Here is an 18,043-nt window from a genome sequence, read left to right as displayed (position 1 = left end):
ATTTAAGCCTGTTCCGAGGATTTGGTGTTTTTAACGGATAATTTTTCTGTTTTGGTCTCTTCTTCACATACCATGCAAGGTAAGTGGCGACCAATCAGTTTGCGATAGGCGAATGCGCCTAGCAGACCACCAACAATAGGTGCTGTCAATGGGACAAGGAAATAAGGAATATCGCGGCCACCAGTCAGAGCGATATCACCCCAACCAGCGAGATAAGCGACAACCTTTGGACCAAAGTCACGAGCAGGGTTGAGTGCGAACCCAGTGAGCGCGCCAAATGACCCACCGATAACGGCAATCAAAATACCGATTAACAATGGTGCAAGTGGGCCACGTGGGACACCATTGCCATCATCGGTTAGCGCGAGTATTAAGCAAACAAGAATGGCCGCAATAATGACCTCAATAAAGAATGCATGAGGAACACTAATTTGTGGTGCTGGGTAGGTTGAGAAAACACCCGCAGTAAATAAGCTTTCTTGTGAGCCTCTAATGATGTGATGGACTTGGTCGTAATCGAAAAATACAGGGGAATACATTGAGTAAACTAATGCGGCAGCAAAGAAACCACCTAGCATCTGTGCGATGATATAAGGAACAACTTTGCGCTTATCAAAACACGCGAATAGCCATAGTGCGAGAGTAACGGCTGGGTTTAGGTGGGCACCCGAGGTGCCAGCGGTTAGGTAAACGGCTAAAGCAACGCCAAAGCCCCATATAATACTAATTTCCCACAAGCCTAGTTGTGCGCCCGCTATTCTAACGGCAGCAACACAACCTAGACCAAAAAAAACCAGTAGCGCAGTCCCTAAAAACTCTGAGATGCACTGACCCGTGAGTGATGTAGTCGTCATTTGGCTCATATGTTTCTATCCTACGAAAATGAAAAATATTGTAATGTTTTTTTAAGTTAAGATTTTCTAATCGAAAATCATTAACTGTAAATTTATCGTTAAAGAACATAAACGAGAAATATCGAAATTGAAAAGTGTGTGTTACATCACTAAAGCGAAACAAAACAATCAAAAATAGTGATGGATTCGACCTTTGTGATGTGATCTGACCAGTGTTTTTTAATGAAGGTTATTACGATTCAGAAGGAAGGAACTGGACACAGAGGATCATGCTACTTACAATCGTGTAAAAGCTGATAAGGGAGACCAGAATTATGTCATTTGAAGTATTTGAGAAACTAGAATCCAAAGTGCAACAAGCGATTGATACAATCACACTGTTACAAATGGAAATCGATGAATTAAAAGATAAAAATGGTGCGTTAAGCCAAGAGCTTGAAACAGCAAAATCAGGCACGGATTCACTGGTGCGTGAAAATGAACAGTTAAAACAAGAGCAGCAAGCTTGGCAAGAGCGTTTACGGACTTTACTCGGTAAGATGGAAGAAGTGTAATTTCTCGTCATACTTCGCGTTGTAGGGGTGTTGGCTTCGTCTCTTCGCCCTAGTCACATACTCATGTATGCTCCTAGGGTCTTATCGACTTTGCCGCCTACCTACAACACGAATTATTTAGAGAAATCTTTGTTATGCCTCACATTGTAGGGCGCTGGCTTCGTCTCTTCGCCCTAGTCACATACTCATGTATGCTCCTAGGGTCTTATCGACTTTGCCGCCTACCTACAACACGAATTATTTAGAGAAATTTTTGTTATATCTCACGCTGTAGGGTTTAGAGAAAATTTCGTCATACCTCGCGTAGTAGAGTATAAAAATAAGGGCCGCAAATCATTGCAGCCCTTATTTATAGAATTTTTAACGGATTATGCGTCGATATTGTCATCTTCGACAAAACCGTTGTTCTCATAAGGTGTTAATGGCTCTTCAGAAAGGATAATACCGGTGTTATCGGCATAAAGGTAATCACCTGAAAAGAAAGTCACACCGCCGAAATTAACACGAATATCACTTTCACCGATGCCTTCATCCGGACAGCCCGCCGGCATCGCAGCAATAGCTTGAATACCGAGGTCGAGTTCCATCAGGGTATCTACCTGACGAACCGCACCGTAAACCACAATTCCTTCCCAGTGGTTATCAACAGCTAGCCTTGCAATTTCAGCATCAATAAGTGCCTTACGGACAGAACCGCCCCCATCAACGAGTAGGATACGCCCTGTACCATCCTCTTCCAGCAAATCATACACTAGGCCGTTATCTTCAAAACACTTAACTGTAATGATTTGACCGCCAAATGAAGTACGTCCACCAAAATTGGAGAAAAGGGGTTCTACCACGTTGACGCTTTCTTGGTAAATATCGCAGAGTTCGGAAGTATCATATTTCATAGGAGTTAGGTCTTTTTTGCTGCAAGAGGCAACCAGTATATCCCTTTTGAACTGTACTTGGCAAAGTTACCCGCCTAAAAATAGGCGGAAAAAGTCAAAAAAACGACAAATAGTGAATATTATTTGCTCATTACGACGCCGATGGAAAATAAAACGTTGGTCACGAGTGCGGCTTTCACCATATTTTCCAATAGAGGGCGCATACCTTCGGGGGTTGGGTCGCTGAGAACACGACGTAAATGGTTCATTAGCATTGGTACGGCGAGTAAAAATAGCCAACCGCTCCAGCCGTGTAAATAAATTAGATTAAAAAAGGCCAAACATAAAATAGCCGCAACAATAATAATGGTGTGATAAATTCGAGCCCCGTGGGGACCTAAGCGCACCGCTAAGGTATTTTTACCTGCTTTAATATCATTTTCGATATCACGCATATTGTTGATATTCAATACCGCAACAGAGAGCAACCCACAAGCCGTTGCGGGTAGGACAGTGATGATATTAAAACTATTTGCTTGTAAATAATAAGTCCCAATAACACTTAGCCAGCCAAAGAAGATTAAAACAGAAATATCCCCTAACCCTAGGTAGCCATACGGTTTTTTGCCCACGGTATAGGTAATAGCAGCGACGATAGCAATAAGCCCTAATGCGACAAAACCAATGGCATCCTCGGGTTTTTCACATGCGACAATAATTAACAGTAATCCGGAAAGGCAGGCCGCTGTAATATTTAGCTTGAGCGCCTTTTTCATATCCGCTTGCGTGATAACGCCTTTTTGCATGCCACGTAATGGACCAATGCGTTCAGCCGTATCAGAGCCTTTGACCGCATCACCATAGTCATTCGCAAGGTTAGATAAAATCTGTAATAAACCCGCTGTGATAAGTGCTAATAAAGCGACAGGCCATTTAAAATTATTAGTTAAATAAGCGAGTGCAGAGCCTGTCACAATCGCAATCACCCCTAATGGTAGGGTTTTAGGGCGGAGACTTTCAATCCAAGCTTGTTTACGACTTATTGTTGAGGATGTCGACTGCATGCAGTTACCTATAATTCAAACTCTTTAGAGATGTGATCTTAATAATTTAATAACCCATCATATAGAGAGATACCTGAGTATTTTCAATGCAATGGGCAGAATATTTCATAGAAAAAAGTGCAGCGATAAAAGCTGCACTTTAGTCGATGTATATTAAGGATACATGAAAACCAGATAATTAATAAGATTATAAAATAAATCTACTCAAGTCTTCATCTGCCACCAGCTCATCTAAGTGCTGTCTGACATAGTCTGCATCGATTTGGATAGTTTGCCCGTTACGGTCACTGGCATCGAAAGAAATATCTTCCATTAAGCGTTCAAGCACTGTGTGTAAGCGACGAGCACCAATATTTTCGGTTGACTCATTCACTTGCCATGCTGATTCTGCAATTTTACGAATACCGTCAGTCGTGAATTCAATATTCACGCCTTCTGTTGCCATCAGCGCTTTATACTGTTCAGTTAATGAGGCATTTGGCTCAGTCAAAATACGCACAAAATCTTCAGTTGTCAGAGCTTGTAGCTCAACGCGAATTGGCAAGCGGCCTTGGAGTTCAGGGATTAAGTCTGATGGGCTCGAAACTTGGAATGCACCTGAAGCAATAAACAGAATATGGTCAGTTTTGACCATGCCGTGCTTAGTGGAAATGGTACAGCCTTCGATTAATGGCAGTAAATCACGTTGAACCCCTTCACGGGATACATCTGGCCCCGAACTTTGGCCACCGCGTTTACAAATTTTGTCGAACTCATCGATGAAGACGATACCATTCTGTTCAACCGCTTCAATCGCTTGTTCTTTTAGCTCTTCAGGGTTGACTAATTTAGCCGCTTCTTCTTCAACTAGCAGTTTGAATGCCTCTTTGATTTTCATCTTACGAGGTTTCTGTTTTTGGCCTGCTAGGTTTTGGAACATGGATTGTAACTGGTTAGTCATCTCTTCCATGCCTGGAGGTGCCATAATTTCAACACCCATAGGGGATGCAGCGACTTCGATTTCAATTTCTTTATCGTCTAATTGGCCTTCACGTAATTTCTTACGGAATGCTTGGCGGGCTGGAGAATGCTCATCCGTTGGTTCAGATTGCCCCCAGTTATTTTTTGCTGGTGGGATAAGAACGTCTAAAATACGTTCTTCAGCCATTTCTTCGGCGCGATAGCGATTTTTTTCGATAGACTGTAAACGCACCATTTTAACGGCAGAGTCAGTTAAATCGCGAATAATCGAGTCAACTTCTTTACCAACATAGCCGACTTCAGTAAATTTGGTCGCTTCAACTTTGATAAATGGCGCATTGGCTAATTTCGCAAGGCGGCGGGCAATTTCAGTTTTACCTACCCCTGTTGGCCCAATCATCAAAATATTTTTTGGTGTGACTTCGTGACGTAATACTTCGTTTAACTGCATACGGCGCCAGCGGTTACGCAGAGCAATTGCAACAGAACGTTTGGCTTTATTTTGGCCAATAATATGATTGTCGAGTTCGCTGACAATCTCGCGTGGAGTCATTTCGGACATACTAGCAATCCTTATGATTTTGAAGAAATTTCTTCAAAGTTGACATTATGGTTGGTGTAAATGCAGATATCCCCTGCAATAGCGAGCGCTTTCTCAGCGATTTCTTTGGCACTTAAGTCTGTATTTTCTAACAAAGCACGTGCGGCTGATTGCGCATATGGGCCACCGGAACCAATAGCAATTAAGTCGTTTTCCGGTTGAACCACATCACCATTACCCGTAATGATCAGTGAAGTGTGTTCATCAGCGACAGCTAACAAGGCTTCTAATTTACGAAGCATGCGGTCGGTACGCCAATCTTTAGCAAGTTCAACGGCCGCTTTCGTTAAATGGCCTTGATGAAGTTCGAGTTTGCGCTCAAACAGTTCAAATAATGTGAATGCGTCTGCGGTGCCACCGGCAAATCCGGCAATGACTTTGTCGTTGTATAAACGGCGAACTTTGCGGACATTGCCTTTCATGACGGTATTACCCATCGTCGCCTGTCCATCACCACCAATTACGACCTGGCCATTACGGCGAACACTTACGATTGTTGTCATGAGTTAGCCCCTGGTTTTATTACAAAAAAGAATGCGGTTGAATGTGATTTTCAAAAGATTAAATTCAAGTGATAGTTGTCTAATTAACTATCACTTGAACTAGGTTGAAGACACAAAGTACCGCTCATGAGTACATTAAAACAGTACATGGGGGGGAAGGAGGAATTTTTCAACCCCCAGAAGCACGAAGAATACAACCGGAAACACCTGCACCTGCTGCGCGGTCACGCATTTTTTCGGCAGTGGACTTGGAATAAGGTCCTAAAACGATACGGTGCCAACCTCCACCTGCGCTTACACGGCTTTCAATACCTGAGAATGCCAAAGTAGCTTGTACAGACTCGGCTTGTTCTGCTGTACGGAATGAACCACATTGAACAACCATATTTTGCAAGCTGTTTGTCGGTTTAGTGCTTGGTGCCGTTTGTGGTTGAGTTGCGGGCGCGGTTGGTTGAGCCTCAAGTTTTGGAGGGATATTGGCCGCCGGTTTACGTTGTACTGGCTCGATAGGTTGAGCAGGCTCATTGATGAGCACTTGTGAGCGCGGTACTGGTTTACCGTTTGCAGGTATTTCTTGCAAGTTAGTGACAGGCTGGCGTCTGTCAGAATCAATTTGTTCTAATAGCTGGCGCTGTTCAGGTGTTAAATCTGATGGGCGCACAATATTATTCCCCGTGCTCGGCTGTTGAATATTTGGCATATCCACACCACGACGTTCGAGTTCCTTAATATAACGCCAACGTTCTTCAGGCTTTGGTGGAAGCGTACTACCCGGTGTTGTGGGAGTGGCTACCTGAGGTTGTGGTGTGTCCTTTTTATTTTGAGTGATATAAAACAGGCCGCCAACAAATAGCACGACAATCGCGACAGCAACAACCAATGTTGTCATTGGTAGTCCTTGTGCTTTCTTTGATTTACCTTTGCTTTTTTTACGGGCGGATGAGCGCCCTCGAGCTACATAATCTTTTTGTGCCACGCTATTAATTCACTAGTTATCAATTGTTAGTCATCATTTGGGTTAACATGTTACTTAACCTGAGCAACTTTGACTAGCTTTTAGGCGCTTTTGTGCTCTCTCTAATGATTAAATCAGAATCTAGGAGACGTGAGCCTGGATTAACATTGTGCCCATGAATCTGCTCGAGCAGTAATTGCATCGCATGATGGCCAATTTCAGCACGAGGTTGGTTGATAGTCGTTAGGGCTGGCAAGGTGTATTTTGCTTGCTCTAAGTTATCGAAACCAACAAAAGAAAGGTCATCAGGGAGCTTTAAGCCCATTTTTTTCGCTTGCCACATCGCACCAATTGCCATGATATCACTATGGCAAAAGATAGCTGTCGGTGGTTCAGGAAGTGACATCAATGTTTTCACTGCTTCAGCGCCACCCTCATGGGTAAAATCACCACGAATAATATAATTTTCACGCAGTTTTTCACCTGTGCGTAACATGGCTTTTTTATAACCTTCTAAACGATATTGGCTTAAAGGCATATGGTCAGGGCCTGCAATACAAGCGATCAGTTTATGGCCTTGTTTTTGTAGGTAATGTGTTGCGTTAAATGCGGCGGTGAGGTTATCGATATGTACGGTAGGCAGTTTTAGCTCAGGTGCGAACTCATTGGCCATCACAATTGGAGGGAGGTTTTTTTGCTCTTCGGTTGAGATATCGAATGGAATATTGGAACCCAGTAAGACCATGCCATCAATTTGTTTGGTAATAATGAGATTAATAAAAGCATTTTCTTGTTTTTCTTGGTGTTTACAGTCCCCAATCAAAACAAAATAGCCTTCTTGAGCGGCAATTTCTTCAATGCCGCACACGACATCACTAAAGAAAGGGTCGCGAATATTAGGAACGAGTACAAGAATAGTCTTTGATTCATTGCGCTTATAGCTTCTAGCAAGGTTATGAGGATAATAGCCAACATCCATCACCGCTTGTTCGACTTTTTGGCGTGTTTGCAAAGAAACTTTTTCCGGGTTCATAAGTGTTCTAGACACCGTCGCTGTCGAAACGCCCGCGGCACTAGCAACATCTTTCATCGTTGCCGTGTTATTGTGTTTTTTACTTTCCACAACGCCTTCCTTAGATTGATTTAATCGTTTGCTTTTTTTGAATGGCGCAAGTACGTCATTATTAGTGGTTATTCTAATTGGTTTCTCAAGAATATCTGTTACCTAGTTTGCATAAAAAATGTGACTTGCGTCATTTTTTAGAGCTACTTCGCAAATTTTGAAAATAATTCTAAGGGTAAAAAGATAAATGAAACTCAATGTGTATGAAAAATACTCAATTTGGTCGTTTAGAATTATATGGCAAATAATTCAAATTTATCAACATGCTGCAAAGACAATACTGGTATGGTCTATAAAGTTAAATGGTTAGGTAAAATGAATCCTTTAGCATTGATAATGAGTTAACAATCGGTCGGGTCCACATCGATGTTCCATTTTACTTTGCGACTTTCTGGCTGTTGAAGAATTTCTGGCAACAGTTTCGCCATAAATTGTTGTAAATAAAGCCGCGAAGGGTGTTGCAATAGCAATTGCCAGCGGAATCGCCCGCCACGTTTGGCTTGAATCGACGGCGAGGGGCCTAAAATCCACATTTTGGCATCACTTTGTGGATGTTCACTAATATATTGCCGTACATTTTGCAAAAATTGGCGCGAATCTTGGTTATTGTGGTCTTCTGAACGGATCAATATATGACTGGTGTAAGGTGGTAACATTGCGATTTGCCGTTCTTCCATCGCTTCTTGGGTAAATGCGTGATAGCCCTTTTCAAGAAGCGTGAGCAACAATGGGTGTTCGGGATGGTGGGTTTGCAAGAACACTTCACCTTGTTTACCAGCTCGTCCTGCTCGACCAGAAACTTGCACGTATAATTGAGCAAACCGTTCGGCTGCACGAAAATCACTCGAGAATAAAGCCCCGTCGACATCTAACAAGGCGACTAAGGTGACATCAGGGAAGTGGTGGCCCTTGGCTAACATCTGTGTGCCAATAAGAATTCTAGCCCCCCCTTCATGTACTTGGTTTAAATGCTGTTCCAGTTCCCCTTTACGGCTCGTGGTATCACGGTCAATACGGGTAACGGGGGTATCAGGGAACAGTTCACAAATCCCTTCCTCAAGTTGCTCCGTTCCCATTCCTACAGGCACTAAATGAGTTGAACCACATTGTGGGCACTGACGAGGAACCGGGCGCTGGCTATCACAATGGTGGCAGCGTAATTGATGAAAATTTTGGTGCAAGGTGTAATAGTGGTCACAGCGCTGGCACTCTGCAATCCAGCCACATTCATGGCAAATTAATGCAGGGGAATAACCACGACGATTTAAAAATAGAATGACTTGGTTGTTTTGTGCAAGGTGTTCTTTAATGTGTTGAATTAATAAGTGAGAAAGACCAAATTTTAACGGCTGGCCTTTTAAATCAATAAGGTGCTGAGCCGCAGGGCGTGCATTACCTGCACGAATAGTGAGATTTAATTGCCGATACTTATGCTGCTGTACATTGAATAAGGTTTCTAGTGATGGCGTCGCAGTACCCATCACAATGGGAATATTGTTCTTTTTAGCGCGGAAAACAGCTAAGTCACGTGCATGATAACGCCAGCCATCTTGCTGTTTATATGAGCTGTCATGCTCTTCATCAATAATAATAATGCCAAGGCGGGCAAAAGGGGTGAACAGCGCTGAGCGAGTGCCAATAATAATGGCGTTTTGTCCTTGCTTAGTGCGTAACCAAACGGCTAAACGCTCGCTATCGTTCAACCCTGAGTGCAATACATCAACAGGCGCATTGAAGCGCTCGCGAAAACGGCTAATCGTTTGTGGGGTTAAGCCAATTTCAGGCACCAAAACTAAAGCTTGTTTACCTTGGGCAAGGACATTTTCCAATACACTCAGGTACACTTCCGTCTTACCGGACCCTGTGATCCCAGCGAGCAGCCATGGCGAAAATTGGTCATCTTCAGCACGTATAGCACCGACAGCGGTCGCTTGCTCACTATTAAGCCGCAACCTTTCCCCACAAACTGTAAAGCTTGGTTGCCACTTTTCGCTAGTCGGTTGAACGGGATGTAACTCAATATAAGCTTTCTTTTTCAGTGCTTGCAGAGCACTTTCACTGATTTCAAGCTCACTTACTTGATGGCGATAAACGGGTCTACGGCGTAAAAGCGCGAGGGCCTGCTGCTGCTTTGGGGAGCGTTTTAGCTCATTAAGATCAACGGCTAAGCCTTCATCCGTCACTTGCCATTGCCAAATAGGGGTAAATTCCGCAGGTTTACCTTGGCGCAATAGTGTGGGTAATGCGTGGAAGAGCACTTCACCTATTGGGTAATGATAGTATTGGGAAGACCACAGTAAGAGCTGCCAAATATCGTCAGGGAAAAGCGTTTGGTGGTCGAGAACCAGTTCGATGGCTTTTAATTTATCTTCAGCAAATTCGCTTTTATCGCTGTGCTTTACCACAATACCCAAGGCTTGGCGCTTGCCAAATGGCACCATAACACGGCTGCCAATCACTGGTAGTGGCATGTTATCAGGAAGGCGATAATCAAATGTGCGGTTTAAAGGGACAGGTAAAGCCACCTGAACGACGATCATATCTGGGTTTCCGTCTATTTTTTATGCGATAATGCGAGCGATTGTTGACTAGAGTACCACAAAATTTACTCGGTTTTCATTGCGTGATAAACAGAATTTCTGTATGATCCGCCGCCTTTGGTATCTATTTTTACCAATATATTAAATTCAATCAACACGACGTGTGGTGTCCGGCGTTAGGGCTGGAATGGCGACACGGCCTTAATAGAGGTTCTCCCATGAAAAAAGGTATTCACCCTAAATACGAAGAAGTTACTGCAACTTGTTCTTGCGGTAATGTAATGAAAATTAATTCAACTGCTGGTCACTCGCTGAACCTGGACGTTTGTGGTAACTGCCACCCGTTCTATACTGGTAAACAGCGTGATGTTGCGACTGGTGGTCGTGTTGATCGCTTCAACCAACGTTTCAGCATCCCAGGTTCTAAAAAATAATCGAACTTGTGAATGCGAAAAAAAAGGGAAACTGAGTTTCCCTTTTTTAATGCCTAAAATAAGTGTTTTTATGTCTAAATGAAGAAATTAGAAGCGGTAAAGCACGGCGAACATAATATCATTATTCGTACTTATCATTATTCGTACTTTCACTTTAGACTTGAGCGCTTCGCCATCATCGTTATAGCTATCTTGAATAAAACATAAGGAAAGGCACTACGTCGCAAGGCGTGCGACGTAGTTAAAGTTTTGAGATACGTAATGGTGACTAATTGGGGCTAATATTCCCACGTTTCAGGGTCGATACCTAATTCGCGCATAATTTCTTTTGCGGCTTCAGGGATCTCGTCATTACGTTCTTTACGTAAATCTTCATCATTTGGCAGTGGTTGGCCTGTGAATGCATGTAAAAAAGCTTCACACAGGAGCTCACTATTTGTCGCGTGTCGCAAGTTATTAATCTGACGACGAGTACGTTCGTCAGTTAAAATTTTTAGTACCTTCAAAGGGATAGATACTGTAATTTTTTTTACTTGCTCACTCTTTTTGCCATGTTCAGCATACGGACTGACATACTCACCATTCCATTCAGCCATGGGTTACCTTGGATATTTTCAATAATAATAAAAAATAATATGCATATTCTTTTTAATAGAAACTTAATCTAAGCCCTAAATCGAGAACGTCTGCATATATGTTAGACGTGACTTAACTTATTTTATCACAAGATATTATATAAAATTAACGAGTTAAGTTCACTTATGCGATTGACTATCAATTTACACATAATTATTAGGGCTGATTATTCCATTACTAGATATAAACGTAAAGAGGTTTAGACGTCTAGATATGTTGACGTCTAAACATCCGATGGGTATGATTTAGCCTATCACTGTTCAGGAGAAGCGTTTATGACTTACAAGCCGTCAACCATCGCAATTCATAATGGATTAAATGAAGACCAACAATTTGGTTGCGTCGTGCCTCCCATTTATTTATCCAGTACCTATAATTTTACTGACTTTAATGAACCGAGGGCTCATGATTATTCACGTCGTGGAAACCCGGGGCGTGATATTGTGCAAAAAACATTGGCACAACTTGAGGGTGGTAGTGGTTCGGTAATGACTAACAGTGGGATGTCTGCGCTTCACCTGTTATGTACAGTTTTTTTGCAACCGGGGGATTTACTCGTTGCGCCGCATGACTGTTACGGCGGAAGCTATCGGTTATTTAATAGCCAAAGCCAGCGTGGGGCTTATCAGGTGCAATTTGTCGACCAAAGTGATGAATCTGCATTGCAGGCTGCATTAGCGAAAAAGCCCAAATTAGTGTTAATCGAAACACCCAGCAACCCACTATTAAGAATTTTTGATATACAGCATATTGCACAGTTGGCTCATGATGTAGGTGCATTAGTCGTTGTAGATAATACTTTTTTAAGCCCAATTTTGCAGCAGCCTCTTTCGCTCGGTGCAGATTTTGTGGTGCATTCATGCACTAAATACTTGAATGGCCATTCTGATATTGTTGCAGGAGTGGTGGTTGCGAAAGAAGAAAAATGGGTAACAGAGCTTGCTTGGTGGGCAAATAATATTGGTGTTACTGGGGGCGCTTTTGATAGCTATCTACTATTGAGAGGTATTCGGACATTATCTCCACGTGTATTACAGCAACAGCAAAATGCACAAGAGATCGTAAAATATCTTAAATCACAGCCTTTAGTAAAAAAATTGTATTATCCTGCATTAGAAGATCACCCCGGGCACGAAATAGCAGTGAAACAGCAAAAAGGCTTTGGCGCGATGCTGAGTTTTGAATTTGCAGGTGATGAGCCACAACTTCGCCATTTTCTTCGTTCACTCAGCCTGTTTACACTAGCGGAGTCATTAGGTGGTGTGGAAACATTGATTTCCCATACGGCTACAATGACACATGCAGGTATGTCAGCAGAAGCCCGTGCGCAAGCGGGGATCACAGATAGCTTGCTAAGAATTTCAGTGGGGATTGAAGATCCTCAGGACTTAATCACAGACTTAGATCACGCATTTCAGGTTGCGGCACAACGTTAGCGGAGTTTTTTGATGAGTGTACTAACAGCGGTTGAGGTGGCTCCTTGCCACCGCCAGTTACATAAGTTTGGGGGCAGTAGTTTAGCCGATGCGAAGTGCTATCAACGCGTTGCAACAATTATGGCCAACTATAGCCAACCCGGTGATTTAATGGTGGTTTCTGCCGCGGGTAGTACAACAAATCAGTTGATTAACTGGTTAAAGTTAAGCCAAAGTGATCGTATTTCGGCTCATCAAGCTCAGCAATCATTACGCCGCTATCAACTTGATTTAATTGAATCTCTTTTACCTGAACAAAAGGCTGCAGAGCTAAGCCAGTTATTTATTCACGATTTAGAGCGTTTAAGTGCATTGCTGGATCAACCCATAAATGATGCGATTTATGCAGAAGTGGTCGGGCACGGTGAAATTTGGTCAGCTCGCTTGATGGCAGAAGTGCTTGTCCAAGCCGATATGGCAAGTGCATGGCTCGATGCACGTTTATTTCTACGTGCGGAACGTGCGGCACAGCCACAAGTTGATGAAATACAGTCACGGTATTTGTTACAGCAACAGCTAACGCAATTACCTAACCGTCGTATTGTGGTAACAGGGTTTATTTCACGGAATCAGCAAGGTGAAACCGTATTACTCGGGCGCAATGGCAGTGATTATTCTGCAACACAAGTTGGTGCGTTGGCGGATGCTGCTAAAGTGACGATTTGGAGTGATGTCGCTGGGGTATATAGCGCGGATCCTCGCAAAGTGAAAGATGCGTGTTTGCTGCCTTTGTTACGTCTTGATGAAGCGAGTGAATTAGCGCGTTTAGCGGCTCCCGTTTTACATACACGGACTTTACAGCCTGTTTCTGTGAGCAACATTGATTTGCAATTAAGGTGTAGCTATCAACCCGAACAGGGTTCAACAAAAATTGAACGGGTGCTTGCATCAGGGGCTGGTGCGAAAATCGTGACTAGTCATGATGATGTGTGTCTGATTGAATTGCGTATCGCCGCGGGGCGTGATTTTAAACAAATCTGCAAAGATGTGGATTTATTACTTAAACGTGCTCAATTGCGCCCTTTGGCTCGCGGTATTCATCATGACCGTTCTTTACTGCAATTGTGCTATACCTCCGAGATTGTCGAAAGTGCCTTAAATACCCTTGAAGAAGCCGGTTTACCGGGGTCATTATCATTACGTGAAGGTTTTTCTCTGGTTGCATTAGTCGGTGCGGGAGTGTGTAAAAAACCGTTACATAGCCACCGCTTTTATGAGGAATTAAAAGGGCAACCTGTTGAATTTATTTGGCATTCAGAGGACGATATCAGTTTAGTTGCTGTTTTGCGTTCTAACCAAACGGAACATCTAATTAAAGGGATGCACCAAAGCTTATTCCGCGCAGAAAAACGCATCGGTTTAGTGTTATTTGGTAAAGGGAATATTGGCGCGCGTTGGTTAGAACTTTTTGCCGCGGAGCAACACAAAATTTCTGCACGTAGTGACTTTGATTTCGTCCTAGCTGGCGTAGTAGACAGCCGCCGTAGCTTACTGAATTACCAAGGGATTGACCCAAGTCGTGCACTAGCTTTCTTTGATGATGAAGCCGTAGAGCATGAGGACGATAACCTATTTTTATGGATGCGTTCCCACCCTTATGATGATTTAGTGGTGTTAGACGTCACAGCCAGTGAAACGTTGGCAGATGACTATGTAGATTTTGCCAGTTATGGTTTTCATGTGATTAGTGCAAATAAAATTGCGGGGGCGGCGCAAACGGCACAATATCGTCAAATTCGCGATGCGTTCGCAAAAACAGGTCGTCACTGGTTATATAACGCGACGGTAGGGGCAGGGCTACCGATTAACTATACAGTACGTGATTTAAAAGAAAGCGGTGACTCTATCCTGACTATCAGTGGTATTTTTTCTGGAACGCTATCATGGCTATTTTTACAGTTTGACGGCTCCATCCCATTTAGTGAGCTAGTAGAGCAAGCTTGGCAGCAAGGGTTAACTGAACCAGACCCACGTATTGACCTGTCGGGGCAAGATGTTATGCGCAAATTAATTATTTTAGCCCGTGAAGCGGGTTATGACATCGAGCCGGATGATGTAAGAGTTGAGTCTTTAGTGCCAAAACAAGCACAGGCAGGTTCTTTGGACGCGTTTTTTGAAAACAGTGCGGTTATTAACGAGCAAATGCAGCAGCGCTTAGAAGCAGCGCAAGAACTTGGGTTAGTGCTACGTTATGTCGCACGGTTTGATGCGGTAAAAGGCAAAGCAAAAGTGGGGGTGGAAGCGGTGAAGCCGGAACATCCACTGGCCTCATTATTACCGGGTGACAATGTGTTTGCTATTGAAAGCCGTTGGTATCGAGACAACCCATTAGTGATCCGTGGGCCCGGAGCGGGGCGTGATGTGACTGCGGGTGCTATTCAATCGGATCTGAACCGACTCTCTCAACTTTTATAATCATTTATTCAGTGCATTGGTGTTCTCTTCGGTATTGAGGGCGCTAATGCATCATGAAGATTTTTAATTTATCCCTTCATTTTCTGTTTTTTATTCTGATGATTTAATTCTTAAACATTATTCATGTCTTAAAAGTGCTGAATCGACGATATATTGCGCTGAAACAATACTTAAATAAGAAAAATTAATAAAAATAAGGCTGTAATTAAATTTCAGAAAAATCCCCCAAAGTCATTTTTTTCTGATATGAATATACACTGAAGGGTAAATTTAGCGGCCTGCATCACAAAACGACAACTCTAACGCAGCCGACTGAAATTTTGTTACAGGAAACAGGTAGCAGTCTGTTAACCGTGAACCGTGCGGGAATGCATTCTGCCAGAAGCACAAGGTCAGGAGTCTCATGAATCAGCAATATTCCGCAATGCGCAGTAATGTCAGTATGCTGGGTAAGCTACTCGGCGATACCATCAAGGAAGCCTTAGGTGAGGACATACTCGACAAAGTTGAGTCCATTCGTAAGCTTTCCAAATCTTCTCGTGCAGGTAATGAAGTTCAGCGCCAAAAACTGCTGATGACATTACAAAATCTTTCTAATGATGAATTGCTACCCGTTGCAAGGGCATTTAACCAATTCTTAAACCTGACAAACGTCGCTGAGCAATACCACAGTATTTCGCCTCACGGCGAAGCGGCAAGTAACCCAGTAGCATTGAAAAATCTGTTTAGCCGATTAAAAGGCAAAAACTTCACTGATGGTGATATCCAAAAAGCAGTTGAACAGCTTTCAATTGAGCTGGTTTTAACGGCTCACCCAACGGAAATTGCTCGCCGTACGTTGATCCATAAATTAGTTGAGGTAAATAACTGTTTGTCACAACTCGACCATGATGACATTGCGGATTATGAACGCAATAATATCATGCGCCGCTTGCGTCAATTGGTGGCTCAATCATGGCATACCGATGAAATTCGTAAAATTCGTCCAACACCCATTGATGAAGCTAAATGGGGTTTTGCTGTTGTGGAAAATTCATTGTGGGAAGGGGTTCCTGCTTTCTTACGTGAATTTAACGAACAACTTGAGGACTCTATTGGGGCAGTATTACCGGTTGAAGCCAATCCTATTCGTTTTACCTCATGGATGGGTGGAGACCGTGATGGTAACCCGAACGTAACTGCGGATGTGACTCGCCAAGTTCTATTGCTGAGTCGCTGGAAAGCGGCAGACTTATTCCTCAAAGATATTCAAGTATTGGTTTCAGAACTTTCGATGACGGAAGCGACCCCAGAGCTGCGTGCGCTAGCTGGGGGGGATGACGTTGATGAGCCTTATCGCCAAATCGCGAAAAATTTACGTAGCCAACTATTTTCGACGCTAGAGTACTTAGAGCGCCGTGTAAAAGGCGAGCAAGTTTTACCACCGGCAGACTTATTGGTGGATAATGCTCAATTATGGGACCCGCTATACGCGTGCTACCAATCATTAATTGCCTGCAATATGAAAATTATTGCTAATGGTCAGTTGTTGGATACTCTGCGCCGTATTCGTAGCTTTGGTTTGCAACTGGTACGTATTGATGTGCGCCAAGAAAGTACTCGTCACACTGAAGCCATTGCAGAGCTCACTCAGTATTTAGGGTTGGGTGATTACTCGCAGTGGTCAGAAGAGGAAAAACAACAGTTCTTGCTGGAAGAACTACAATCTTTACGCCCACTTATCCCGCAAGATTGGCAGCCGAGTGCAGAAACACAGGAAGTGTTTGAAACTTGTCGAGTGATTGCGAAAGCCAAAAATGATTCTGTTGCGGCTTATGTTATTTCAATGGCGAAAGTCCCGTCAGACGTGTTAGCGGTTAAATTGCTGCTAAAAGAGAATGGGGCATCAGTCCGCTTACCCGTCGCGCCGCTATTCGAAACACTGGAAGATTTAAATAACGCAGAAAGTGTGATGACCAAGCTGTTAAGCATTGAGTGGTATCGCAACCTTATCGATGATCGCCAAATGGTGATGATTGGTTACTCGGATTCTGCTAAAGATGCAGGGGTAATGGCAGCTTCATGGGCGCAGTATCGCGCGCAAGATGCACTGATTAAATTGTGTGAGAAAGAAGGTGTCACACTGACATTATTCCATGGGCGTGGCGGCACAATTGGACGCGGTGGTGCGCCTGCACATTCTGCATTACTTTCTCAACCGCCGGGTAGTTTAAAAGGAGGGTTGCGGGTAACCGAGCAAGGCGAGATGATCCGTTTTAAATTCGGTTTGCCGCAAGTTACCATTAGCAGCCTTGCGTTATACGCCAGTGCTATATTAGAAGCGAACCTTTTACCGCCACCAGAGCCAAAAGATGAGTGGAAGTCCGTGATGGATTCGCTATCTGATGTGTCTTGTGCGATGTACCGTGATTATGTACGTGAACAACCGGATTTTGTGCCTTATTTCCGTGCCGCAACACCGGAGCTAGAGCTAGGTAAATTACCGCTTGGGTCGCGTCCTGCAAAACGCCGCCCAACTGGTGGTGTGGAAACTTTGCGTGCGATCCCATGGATTTTTGCATGGACGCAAAACCGCTTAATGTTACCCGCATGGTTAGGGGCAGGAGCGGCGCTAAAACATGTCATTGAGAAAGAAGGCAAACAAGCCATTCTTGATGAAATGTGGCAGCAGTGGCCATTCTTTAATACGCGTATTGCGATGTTAGAAATGGTTTATGCAAAAGCAGATTTATGGCTGGCGGAATATTACGACCACCGCTTGGTGGAAGAGCGCTTATGGCCATTAGGGCAAAAACTGCGTGACCAGTTATCTGAAGATATTAAAAGCGTGTTGGCGGTTTCAAAAGATGAAGCGCTAATGGCGGATTTACCTTGGATAGCGGAATCCATCGCATTACGTAATGTTTATACTGACCCATTAAATGTCTTACAAGCAGAGCTTTTACACCGCTCCCGCCAACAAGAGCAGCCCGACCCACGTGTCGAGCAAGCCTTGATGGTGACGATTGCTGGTGTGGCAGCAGGCATGCGTAATACGGGTTAGTTTGTTGATTTTTA

At 43.5% G+C, this 18,043-nt stretch carries 14 protein-coding genes; 5 read left to right on the top strand and 9 right to left on the bottom strand.

Going from position 1 to position 18,043, the window contains the following annotated elements; all coding sequences use genetic code 11:
- Positions 1 to 2: 2 nt before the first annotated feature.
- Entirely contained in the window at positions 3 to 863 is an 861-nt protein-coding gene (locus PSE83_RS11995) for an MIP/aquaporin family protein (RefSeq protein ID WP_004265297.1), read from the bottom strand.
- A gap of 305 nt (positions 864 to 1,168) precedes the next feature.
- On the opposite strand from PSE83_RS11995, the gene zapB reads away from it, so the two are divergent.
- Entirely contained in the window at positions 1,169 to 1,408 is a 240-nt protein-coding gene (gene zapB / locus PSE83_RS11990; protein WP_004265299.1) for a cell division protein ZapB, read from the top strand.
- Positions 1,409 to 1,776: 368 nt separating this feature from the next.
- Here the strand turns inward: zapB and rraA are convergent, their stop codons facing one another.
- From rraA to priA, 7 genes are all read right to left on the bottom strand, one after another.
- Positions 1,777 to 2,301 (bottom strand): ribonuclease E activity regulator RraA, encoded by a 525-nt coding sequence (rraA, locus tag PSE83_RS11985; protein ID WP_004265300.1) that lies wholly within the window; start codon positions 2,299 to 2,301, stop codon positions 1,777 to 1,779.
- A 119-nt stretch (positions 2,302 to 2,420) separates the two neighbouring features.
- The gene (locus tag PSE83_RS11980; RefSeq protein ID WP_272660872.1) at positions 2,421 to 3,344 is read right to left on the bottom strand and encodes a 1,4-dihydroxy-2-naphthoate polyprenyltransferase; all 924 of its coding nucleotides are present in this window, start codon (positions 3,342 to 3,344) and stop codon (positions 2,421 to 2,423) included.
- A 187-nt stretch (positions 3,345 to 3,531) separates the two neighbouring features.
- Positions 3,532 to 4,866 (bottom strand): HslU--HslV peptidase ATPase subunit, encoded by a 1,335-nt coding sequence (gene hslU, locus PSE83_RS11975; protein ID WP_004265302.1) that lies wholly within the window; start codon positions 4,864 to 4,866, stop codon positions 3,532 to 3,534.
- A gap of 11 nt (positions 4,867 to 4,877) precedes the next feature.
- On the bottom strand, positions 4,878 to 5,408 hold the full coding sequence (gene hslV, locus PSE83_RS11970; RefSeq protein ID WP_004265304.1) for an ATP-dependent protease subunit HslV: 531 nt from the start codon (positions 5,406 to 5,408) through the stop codon (positions 4,878 to 4,880).
- Positions 5,409 to 5,577: 169 nt separating this feature from the next.
- The gene (ftsN, locus tag PSE83_RS11965; protein WP_004265307.1) at positions 5,578 to 6,384 is read right to left on the bottom strand and encodes a cell division protein FtsN; all 807 of its coding nucleotides are present in this window, start codon (positions 6,382 to 6,384) and stop codon (positions 5,578 to 5,580) included.
- Positions 6,385 to 6,457: 73 nt separating this feature from the next.
- A complete protein-coding gene (cytR, locus tag PSE83_RS11960) occupies positions 6,458 to 7,486 on the bottom strand; it encodes a DNA-binding transcriptional regulator CytR (protein WP_004265308.1) in 1,029 nt (342 codons plus the stop codon).
- A gap of 341 nt (positions 7,487 to 7,827) precedes the next feature.
- Complete coding sequence (priA, locus tag PSE83_RS11955; protein ID WP_004265310.1) at positions 7,828 to 10,026, bottom strand: primosomal protein N'; 2,199 nt, start codon at positions 10,024 to 10,026, stop codon at positions 7,828 to 7,830.
- A 218-nt stretch (positions 10,027 to 10,244) separates the two neighbouring features.
- Between priA and rpmE the strand changes: the two genes are divergently transcribed.
- Complete coding sequence (gene rpmE, locus PSE83_RS11950) at positions 10,245 to 10,460, top strand: 50S ribosomal protein L31 (protein WP_004265313.1); 216 nt, start codon at positions 10,245 to 10,247, stop codon at positions 10,458 to 10,460.
- A gap of 278 nt (positions 10,461 to 10,738) precedes the next feature.
- Here rpmE and metJ read toward each other — a convergent pair whose 3' ends face one another.
- On the bottom strand, positions 10,739 to 11,056 hold the full coding sequence (metJ, locus tag PSE83_RS11945; protein ID WP_004265315.1) for a met regulon transcriptional regulator MetJ: 318 nt from the start codon (positions 11,054 to 11,056) through the stop codon (positions 10,739 to 10,741).
- A 315-nt stretch (positions 11,057 to 11,371) separates the two neighbouring features.
- On the opposite strand from metJ, the gene metB reads away from it, so the two are divergent.
- The 3 genes from metB to ppc all read left to right on the top strand — a co-directional run bounded on the left by metB (position 11,372) and on the right by ppc (position 18,029).
- Positions 11,372 to 12,532 (top strand): cystathionine gamma-synthase, encoded by a 1,161-nt coding sequence (gene metB / locus PSE83_RS11940; protein ID WP_004265317.1) that lies wholly within the window; start codon positions 11,372 to 11,374, stop codon positions 12,530 to 12,532.
- Between the two features lie 12 nt (positions 12,533 to 12,544).
- Complete coding sequence (locus tag PSE83_RS11935) at positions 12,545 to 14,986, top strand: bifunctional aspartate kinase/homoserine dehydrogenase II (protein ID WP_004265319.1); 2,442 nt, start codon at positions 12,545 to 12,547, stop codon at positions 14,984 to 14,986.
- A gap of 403 nt (positions 14,987 to 15,389) precedes the next feature.
- The gene (ppc, locus tag PSE83_RS11930; RefSeq protein WP_094961902.1) at positions 15,390 to 18,029 is read left to right on the top strand and encodes a phosphoenolpyruvate carboxylase; all 2,640 of its coding nucleotides are present in this window, start codon (positions 15,390 to 15,392) and stop codon (positions 18,027 to 18,029) included.
- Positions 18,030 to 18,043 lie beyond the last annotated feature (14 nt).

Origin of the sequence: Providencia sp. PROV150 (assembly GCF_028481025.1) — a bacterium.
Classification (GTDB): Bacteria; Pseudomonadota; Gammaproteobacteria; order Enterobacterales; family Enterobacteriaceae; genus Providencia; species Providencia hangzhouensis.
This window is presented reverse-complemented; position numbering and strand designations above follow the sequence as displayed.